This window comes from Devosia elaeis (genome assembly GCF_001650025.1).
GTDB classification, from domain to species: Bacteria; Pseudomonadota; Alphaproteobacteria; order Rhizobiales; family Devosiaceae; genus Devosia; species Devosia elaeis.
In genome coordinates, this window is record NZ_LVVY01000141.1 from 39,397 (window position 1) to 47,584 (window position 8,188).

General features: G+C 63.7%; 7 protein-coding genes. 5 read left to right on the forward strand and 2 right to left on the reverse strand.

The window, feature by feature from the left end:
- Window positions 1–10: 10 nt before the first annotated feature.
- Window positions 11–811 carry a ParA family protein gene (locus tag A3840_RS18440; protein ID WP_067460546.1) on the forward strand — a complete coding sequence of 267 codons (801 nt, stop codon included), beginning with the start codon at window positions 11–13 and terminating at the stop codon, window positions 809–811.
- A 9-nt stretch (window positions 812–820) separates the two neighbouring features.
- Complete coding sequence (locus tag A3840_RS18445; protein WP_067460549.1) at window positions 821–1,699, forward strand: ParB/RepB/Spo0J family partition protein; 879 nt, start codon at window positions 821–823, stop codon at window positions 1,697–1,699.
- Between the two features lie 46 nt (window positions 1,700–1,745).
- On the opposite strand, the gene holA is transcribed toward A3840_RS18445, so the two are convergent.
- The gene (gene holA / locus A3840_RS18450) at window positions 1,746–2,768 is read right to left on the reverse strand and encodes a DNA polymerase III subunit delta (protein WP_067460552.1); all 1,023 of its coding nucleotides are present in this window, start codon (window positions 2,766–2,768) and stop codon (window positions 1,746–1,748) included.
- Window positions 2,769–2,770: 2 nt separating this feature from the next.
- On the reverse strand, window positions 2,771–5,380 hold the full coding sequence (leuS, locus tag A3840_RS18455; protein ID WP_067460555.1) for a leucine--tRNA ligase: 2,610 nt from the start codon (window positions 5,378–5,380) through the stop codon (window positions 2,771–2,773).
- Window positions 5,381–5,512: 132 nt separating this feature from the next.
- Between leuS and A3840_RS18460 the strand changes: the two genes are divergently transcribed.
- From A3840_RS18460 to A3840_RS18470, 3 genes are all read left to right on the forward strand, one after another.
- Window positions 5,513–6,199 (forward strand): YggS family pyridoxal phosphate-dependent enzyme, encoded by a 687-nt coding sequence (locus A3840_RS18460; RefSeq protein ID WP_067460558.1) that lies wholly within the window; start codon window positions 5,513–5,515, stop codon window positions 6,197–6,199.
- A 134-nt stretch (window positions 6,200–6,333) separates the two neighbouring features.
- Window positions 6,334–7,017, forward strand: coding sequence for a response regulator transcription factor (locus tag A3840_RS18465; RefSeq protein ID WP_067460571.1), 684 nt, complete (start codon window positions 6,334–6,336; stop codon window positions 7,015–7,017).
- Window positions 7,018–7,169: 152 nt separating this feature from the next.
- A complete protein-coding gene (locus A3840_RS18470) occupies window positions 7,170–7,628 on the forward strand; it encodes a Crp/Fnr family transcriptional regulator (protein ID WP_082904031.1) in 459 nt (152 codons plus the stop codon).
- Window positions 7,629–8,188 lie beyond the last annotated feature (560 nt).

The window sequence follows — 8,188 nt, forward strand, 5'->3', positions numbered from 1 at the left end:
GGAGGCCAATTTGGCACCCCGGATTTTGACTTTGGCCAACCAGAAGGGCGGCGTCGGCAAGACGACCACCGCAATCAATCTGGCAACGGCTTTGGCGGCGATCGGCGAGCGTGTTCTGATCGTCGATCTCGATCCGCAAGGCAATGCGTCGACCGGGCTGGGTATTTCGCGCACCGATCGCAGCGTATCGGCCTATGATGTGCTGGTGGGCGAGGCGAGCGTGCCCGAGGCCGCCATCATGACCGGCGTACCCAATGTCGCCATCGTCCCTTCGACCATGGACCTGCTCGGCGTCGAACTCACCATCGCCGATCAGGCCGACCGTGCCTTCAAATTGCGCAATGCGTTCAAGGAGTTAGGCGCATTGCGGATCAATGAGCAGCCGGTGAGCTATATCCTCATCGATTGCCCGCCCTCACTCAACCTGCTCACCGTCAATTCGCTGGTGGCCGCCGATGCGGTCCTGGTGCCGCTGCAATGCGAATTCTTCGCGTTGGAAGGCCTGAGCCAGCTTTTGCAGACCATCGAGCAGATCCGCTCGACGCTCAATCCGCGCCTGTCCATTCAGGGCGTGGTGATGACCATGTTCGACAAGCGCAACAATCTTTCCGAGCAGGTGCTGGCCGACGTGCGCAGCGAAATGGGGGAGCTGGTCTATGAGACCGTCATCCCGCGCAATGTCCGGCTGTCCGAGGCGCCGTCCTATGGCAAGCCGGCTTTGCTCTATGATCTCAAATGTGCCGGCAGCCAGGCCTATCTGCGCCTCGCCACCGAAGTAATCCGCCGGGAACGGCGTTTGAATGCAGCCTAGGAGCTCGAGATGACCGACAAACCGACGCGATTGGGGCGGGGCCTGGCGGCATTGATCGGCGACATGGCCGTGATGGAGGGCGCGCGAGTCACCGAATCGGCCTCCGGCAGCAAGCGACTGCCGGTGGATTTCATCATCGCCAATCGCGCCAATCCGCGCCGCACCTTCGATCCGGACCAGCTCGAGGAGCTGACCAATTCGATTCGCGAAAAGGGCGTCATGTCGCCGCTGCTGGTGCGGCCGACCGATGATCCCAATATTTTCGAGCTGATCGCCGGCGAGCGACGCTGGCGCGCGGCGCAGAAGGCTGGCCTGCACGACGTTCCCGTCATCATCCGCGAGGTCGATGACAAGGAAGCGCTGGAACTAGCGATCATCGAGAATGTGCAGCGCGCCGACCTCAATCCGCTCGAAGAGGCGATGGGGTATGGCCAGCTGATCGAGCAATTCGACTATACGCAGCAGGATCTGGCGCAGGTGATCGGCAAGAGCCGCTCGCATGTCGCCAATACGCTGCGTCTCCTGCGCCTGCCCGAGGATGTGCGTGGCATGGTGGCCAGCGGTACGCTGACGGCCGGGCATGCCCGCACGCTGATCACCGTAGAGGATCCGGCGGCTTTGGCGCGGCAGATCGTCGACAAGGGCCTGTCGGTTCGCGAAGCCGAGGCGCTGAGTCAGCAGCGTGACCTGCCCAGGCGCAAGCCGCCCGTCGATACGAACGACGCCCGTGATGCCGATACATTGGCGCTGGAACGGCGCCTGGCCGACGCGCTGGGGCTTAGCGTAGCGCTCAATCATTCCGAGCGTGGCGGCAAGCTCGAAATCCGCTATCGGACGCTGGAGCAGTTGGACGATATCTGCATGCGGCTGACGGGGCGGGCCAGCTAAGAGCCTGAACTCATTGCTGTTCCACGTGAAACCTGCTCTTGGCAGGTTATTGCGTGGCGGCAATCATGCAGAGTGCCAGCGTGGTGCGGCGCAATATGGTTTCCGCCAGGATCGGACGCCGGCGCGAATCGGAAGTGGCCTGCAAAAGGCGCTCGCTGGCCGTGGCGAGGCTGTTGTCGCCCCATAGACGCACCTGCTGTTCCAAGGCTGCCATGCGGGAGAAATGCGGCCGCGGCTTGACCGATTCCAGTACTGCCCGAGCGGTCTTTCCCTTGTCCATTTCCGTGCGCCAGCGGCGCAGATTGGCGAAATGATTGGTCAGCATGGCCAGCAATTGCTGCGGGTTGACATTGGCGGAGAGGGCACGATTGAGGGCGAGGTCGAGCTTCTCGGCATGGCCGCTGCCCGTAGCATCGAGAATAGCGTCTATGGCCAAAGCACCATTGTCGGCGCAGAGCAGCAGCACGTCGTCGCGTGTCAGCGTCTTGCTGCCGGCAGCGTAGAGGCAGAGCTTTTCCAGTTCGCGCCGGGTGATCTCGCGATCGTTGCCGAGGATTTCGCGAAGCGTCGGGATGACGTCGGAATCGGCGCGGATGCCGGCCTGGTTGAAGGTTTCCCGCATCAGCGCCATCAGGGTTTCGTCTGAATCCGGATAGCAGGGCAGGGCGCGGCCCAGCTTGGCTGCCTCCACCAGGGCCCGGAGCGCGTCGCGCGGCGGCAGATTGTCGGCTTCGAGCACGATGGCGGTGCCGCCGGGATCGTCGCGCAATTCCGTCAGCGGCATGACCAGGGCCTTGGTGGCGTTGCGGACCCGGATAATGCGCTTGCCGCCGAACAGCGAATTGGAGCGCGCTTCCAGCGGCAATTGCGTCGGGTCGGAGGCCAGGTCCGGCCCGTCGAAGATCGTGATATTGGCCGAAGCCGGATCGTCACCGCTCAAATGCCGGATCAGGCGCTGGGCGGTTTCCCGCACCAGGCCTGTATCGGGCCCATAGGCGAGGAAAATACCCTCGCTGAGATCGGGGCGTGCCAGGAAGCGCGCCACCTCATGAGCCTTGAGCGCCGTCATGCCTAAACGACGACGTTGACGATGCGGTCGGGTACGACCACGATTTTCTTCGGCGTCTTGCCGTCCAGCGCCTTCTGTACAGCGTCCAAGGCAAGGACCAGCGCTTCCACCTCGGCCGCAGGCGTGCCCTTGGCGACGGTGATTTCCGCCCGGCGCTTGCCATTGATCTGGATCGGCAGGGTCACCTCATCATCGACGAGGAGCGCGGGATCGACATCGGGCCAATTGGCGTCTGCGACCAGCCCTTGTTTTCCAAGCGCTTCCCAGCAGCTTTCGGCCAGGTGCGGCATCATCGGATTGATGAGCAGGACGAGCTTCTCGATCCCTTCGCGCAGGGCAGCGCGCATGGCCGGGCCGGGACTACCCTCCTTGGCCTTGGCCAGGGCATTGGTCAGTTCGTAGATGCGGGCCACGGCGCGGTTGAAGCCCAGGCCCTCGATGTCCTGGCCGATGCCCGCCACCGCGCGATGGATGACCTTGCGCAGCCCCAGGGCATTATCATCAGAACTGGCAACAGTTTCTTTCGGCTGTTCATTCAACGCAAGAATATCGTGCATCAGCCGCCAGACGCGCTGCTGGAAGCGGCTGGCGCCTTCGACGCCGGCCTCAGTCCATTGCACGTCGCGCTCCGGCGGGGAATCCGACAGCATGAACCAGCGCGCCGTGTCGGCGCCATAACTGGCGACGATCTCGTCGGGATCGACCACGTTCTTCTTGGATTTGCTCATCTTTTCCACCGAGCCGATGGCAATCGGCTCGCCGGAGGTGATGTGCCGCGCCGAGCGCTGCTCGCCATTGGCTTCCACCACCACTTCGGTGGGCGGCACCCATTCGCCCGTGGGGGATTTATAGGTCTCGTGCGTCACCATGCCCTGGGTGAACAGGCCCTTGAAGGGCTCGTCCAGATCCACGTGGCCGGTTGCCTTCATGGCGCGGGTGAAGAAGCGCGAATAGAGCAGGTGCAGAATGGCGTGCTCCACCCCGCCGATATACTGGTCCACCGGCAGCCAGCGATTGGCCACGGCGGGAATGGTCGGCGTCTCGGCCTGGGGCGCGGTAAAGCGGGCGAAATACCAGGACGAATCGACGAAGGTATCCATGGTGTCGGTTTCGCGCCGCGCCGCGCCGCCGCATTGCGGGCAGTTCACGTGCTTCCAGGTCGGGTGATGGTCCAGCGCATTGCCCGGTTTGTCGAAACTGACATCGGCGGGCAGCACCACCGGCAGGTCCTTCTTGGGCACGGGAATGGTGCCGCAGGTCTCGCAATGGATGATCGGAATGGGGGCGCCCCAATAGCGCTGGCGCGACAGGCCCCAGTCCCGCAGGCGGTAATTGACCTCCACCTTGCCCTGCGGCTTGCCGTCGACGCTGCGGGCGGCGAAATGCTCGGCAATGGCCTTCTTGGCGGCTTCCACCGTCAGCCCGTCGAGGAAGCCGGAATTGTAGATCAGGCCGGGATCGGTCACGGCCTCGTCGGCAATGGCGAAGCTCGTGGCATCGGCGCCGTCGGGCAGCACCACGGGCACCACCGGCAGATCATATTTGCGGGCGAAGTCCAGGTCGCGCTGGTCATGCGCCGGGCAGCCGAAAATGGCGCCGGTGCCGTAATCCATCAGCACGAAATTGGCGACATAGACGGGCAGGGTGGCGCCCTCGATGACGGGATGCTTCACCGAAAGCCCGGTGAACACGCCTTTCTTTTCCGCCTTTTCCAGCGTTTCGGTTGCCGTGCCCTGGCGATGGCATTCGGCGACGAATTCGGCCAGGGCCGGATTGTCACTGGCCAGTTCGGCGGTCAGGGCATGATCGGGCGACAGCGCGATGAAGGAGGCGCCGAAAATGGTGTCCGGCCGCGTGGTGAAAACCTCCACGCTGGTCGCCGTCGTGATCGCGCTGGGCACCAGTTCGAACAGCAGGCGCAGGCCTTCGGACTTGCCGATCCAGTTGCGCTGCATGATGCGCACTTTCTCGGGCCATTCGGTCAGCCCGTCCAGCGCCTCCAGCAGGTCTTCGGCATAGTCGGAAATCTTGAAGAACCACTGGGTCAGCTCGCGCTGTTCCACGACGGCGCCCGAGCGCCAGCCCTTGCCGTCGATGACCTGCTCATTGGCCAGCACGGTCATGTCCACGGGATCCCAGTTGACCTTGGATTTCTTGCGCGTCACCAGGCCCGCCGCCATCATGTCGATGAACATGGATTGCTGATGCTTGTAATATTCGGGTTCGCAGGTGGCGATCTCGCGCGTCCAGTCGATGGAGAGGCCCATGGACTTGAGCTGGGCCTTCATCGCCTCGATGTTCTGGCGGGTCCAGGTGCCCGGATTCATGCCGCGCTCGATGGCGGCGTTCTCCGCCGGCAGGCCGAAGGCGTCCCAGCCCATGGGGTGGAGCACGTTCTTGCCCCGGGCGCGGTGATAGCGGGCCACCACGTCGCCCATGGAATAATTGCGCACATGGCCCATATGGATGCGGCCGGAGGGGTAGGGGAACATCTCGAGGACGTAATAGGGCTCGCGCGGATCGTCATTGGCGGTGACGAAGCTCTTGCGCTCGTCCCATACCTTCTGCCATTTCGGTTCGCTTTCGCGCGGATTGTAGCGTTCGCCGCTCACGTTGTTCGTCCTTGCAAGATTGGCGCTCGCCCGTGCCGCAAAGGCGCGGCTCAGCTTGCGTTTTTGAGGGATTTTGGCTACCGGACCATCATCAGAAATCCCCCATCAGGTCAACAGAAACGGGGCCGCCTTATGGCCGAGAGCCTTGCCGGCGCCCAAACGGCGCTCGATTATATCCGCAATCGCATGGAAAAGGCCCGCCGCCGCTTCGGCGCGCCGCCCGAGGCGGTGGAGCTGGTCGCCGTGTCCAAGACCTTTCCGGCCGCGGCGATCGAGCCGTTCCTGCTGGCGGGGCAGCGCGTCTTCGGGGAGAACCGCGTGCAGGAGGCCAAGGAGAAATGGCCGGGCCTGCGGGCGAAATATCCCGATATCGCGCTGCATCTCATCGGTCCGCTGCAGACCAACAAGGCGCGGGAGGCGGTGGAACTGTTCGACGTGATCGAAAGCGTCGACCGGGACAAGCTGGCCGGCATCCTGGCGCGGGAAATGGCGCGGCAGGGCCGGAGCCTGCCCTGCTTCGTGCAGGTCAATATCGGCGGCGAGGCGCAGAAGGCCGGCATCGCGGTGTCCGAAGCGGTGGATTTCGTCCGCCGCTGCCGGGCCGAGCACGGGCTCGATATCGTGGGGCTGATGTGCATTCCGCCCGACGGCCAGCCGCCTGGGCCCTATTTCGCCCATCTGGCGCAACTCGGCCGGGAGGCGGAGGTGCCGCGATTGTCCATGGGCATGAGCGGGGATTTCGAGACCGCCATTGCCATGGGCGCCACCTCCGTGCGGGTGGGATCGGCGCTGTTCGGCCGCCGCACCACCCCCGCATGAACCGGCCGCTGCAACTTTTCCAACGGCTTCCGCGTTCGGATCGTTGAATAACGCCGAAGTGATTGGCTGGCCAAAAAGGGGTCGCAATATTGTGACCCTTGGTCGGTCTGGGACGGAAAAGACCGGAGAAAACAATGAACAAGCGACGCATCCTTGTCGTGGACGACGACGCGGACTTGCGCCAGACCCTGGTGGAACAGCTCCGGGGCGAGCCGGACTTCGAGATCCTTCAGGCCGGAACGGCCAATGACGCCCTGACCGTCCTGCGCGAGAACAATATCGAGCTCACCATTCTCGACGTGGGCCTGCCCGACATGGACGGCCGCGACGCGGTGAAGCTGATGCGCGAGGAAGGCTATACCAGCCCGGTGCTGATGCTGACCGGCCACGATACCGATGCCGACGAGATCAAGGGCCTCGAGGCCGGCGCCAATGATTATCTGACCAAGCCCTTCCGCTATCCGGTGCTGCTGGCCCGCATCAATGCGGCTTTGCGCCAGCGCGACCAGAGCGAGGACGCGGTCTTCACCATCGGCCAATACAGTTTCCAGCCGGCGGCCAAGATGCTGGAGACCAATGACGGGATCAAGGTGCGCCTGACCGACAAGGAAACCTCGATCCTGAAATATCTCTACCGGCAGGGTCCCAAGACCATCACCCGCGACGTGCTGCTCAAGGAAGTCTGGGGCTACAATAATCGCGTCACCACCCATACGCTGGAAACTCATATCTACCGGCTGCGGCAGAAGATCGAGCGCGATCCCTCCAATGCGCGATTGCTGGTCACCGAGGATGGCGGCTACCGGCTTGTCCCCTGATTAAGGGGGCGTGCTGTTCATTTCCGGCCCGAACTGACTTATAGCTGTGCCCAAGGCCGCCGGCGCGATGCGGGCGGCCCTGGTTTGGCGGCGTGATCGCAGCGAGGGCATCGCCTTCGCCGATCCCGCCCAGCGCGTGCGGGCTGGTTCTGATGAGAATGGACGATGCGGCCGGGGTGCTGGCCCGGGCCGAATTTTTCGACATCTGCGACGATGAACAATTGCGCATGCTCGGCTTTGCCGGCGATCGGCAGCATGTCGAGGCCGATGCGATCATCTACAAGGCCGGCGACGTGCCCCAGGGCGCCTATGTGCTGATCGAGGGCACGGTCAAGGCGCGGCATGAAGGGGCCGAGGCCGGCAAGCCCTATGCCCTCAGCGAGCCGGGCAGCGTCATCTCCCCCACCGCGCTCATTCTCGACAAGCCGCGTCCGGTGACCTTCACCGCCGTGACCGATTGCGAATTGCTGTTCGTGCCGCGCAGCGCCTTCCTGAAACTGGCGCGGCAATCGCCCGACCTGGCCGCCCGCGCCGCGCAGCGCATCGAGCAGGATCTGGGGCGCTACATGCATGCGCTCGAACCGCTGAAGCGGAAGATGAAGGGCGCCTAGTTCGGTGCTGTGACGGTCTCCGATGTCAAAGAGCCTTCCGCGGCGCTCGCGCGTGCCGAAGTGCCGGCCGGTCTAAAAACCTCCGGGTTTGAAACGTCGATGGAAGCCCCGAGGCGGATTCCGCCTCTGAGTATAAAAACGAGACGCAAACCGCCCCGGGGCGCCTGCCATTCGCGCATAGCGCTCATGGCCTTCTCCCCTCAAATCTCTCCACCGGAGAGATTTGCCCTGCGGGACGGATCGAAGTCCGGCAGGGGGTTTCCTAGGGCCGGCTCTCACCGGAATTTCCCATCCCCGGACCCAGCCTCCGTTAACGATGCAGAGGCCTCCCGACTGTCGCCGGACGGTTGATCGTTGCAACCCCATCTCCACCCGGCTGATGGGGGGAGGATAATATGGGGTGATGGGGGCGGGGATAAGTTTTCCGGGAAGACGCGATGCAGCACCCTCCCCCTTGCGGGCTTCCCGCTGGCCGCAGGCAAATTCGCTCCAGTGGAGCGAATTTAAGCGGGAAGGCCATGAGAGCTATGCTCGAATGGCTGGCTGGGGTGGGGGACGGG

Excerpts from the sequence above, each read along its gene's own strand:
- A3840_RS18470 (WP_082904031.1), top strand. The coding sequence starts at position 7,170 with ATGAGAATGGACGATGCGGCCGGGGTGCTGGCCCGGGCCGAATTTTTC.
- A3840_RS18460 (WP_067460558.1), top strand. The coding sequence starts at position 5,513 with ATGGCCGAGAGCCTTGCCGGCGCCCAAACGGCGCTCGATTATATCCGC.
- A3840_RS18445 (WP_067460549.1), top strand. The coding sequence starts at position 821 with ATGACCGACAAACCGACGCGATTGGGGCGGGGCCTGGCGGCATTGATC.
- A3840_RS18465 (WP_067460571.1), top strand. The coding sequence starts at position 6,334 with ATGAACAAGCGACGCATCCTTGTCGTGGACGACGACGCGGACTTGCGC.
- holA (WP_067460552.1), bottom strand. The coding sequence starts at position 2,768 with ATGACGGCGCTCAAGGCTCATGAGGTGGCGCGCTTCCTGGCACGCCCC.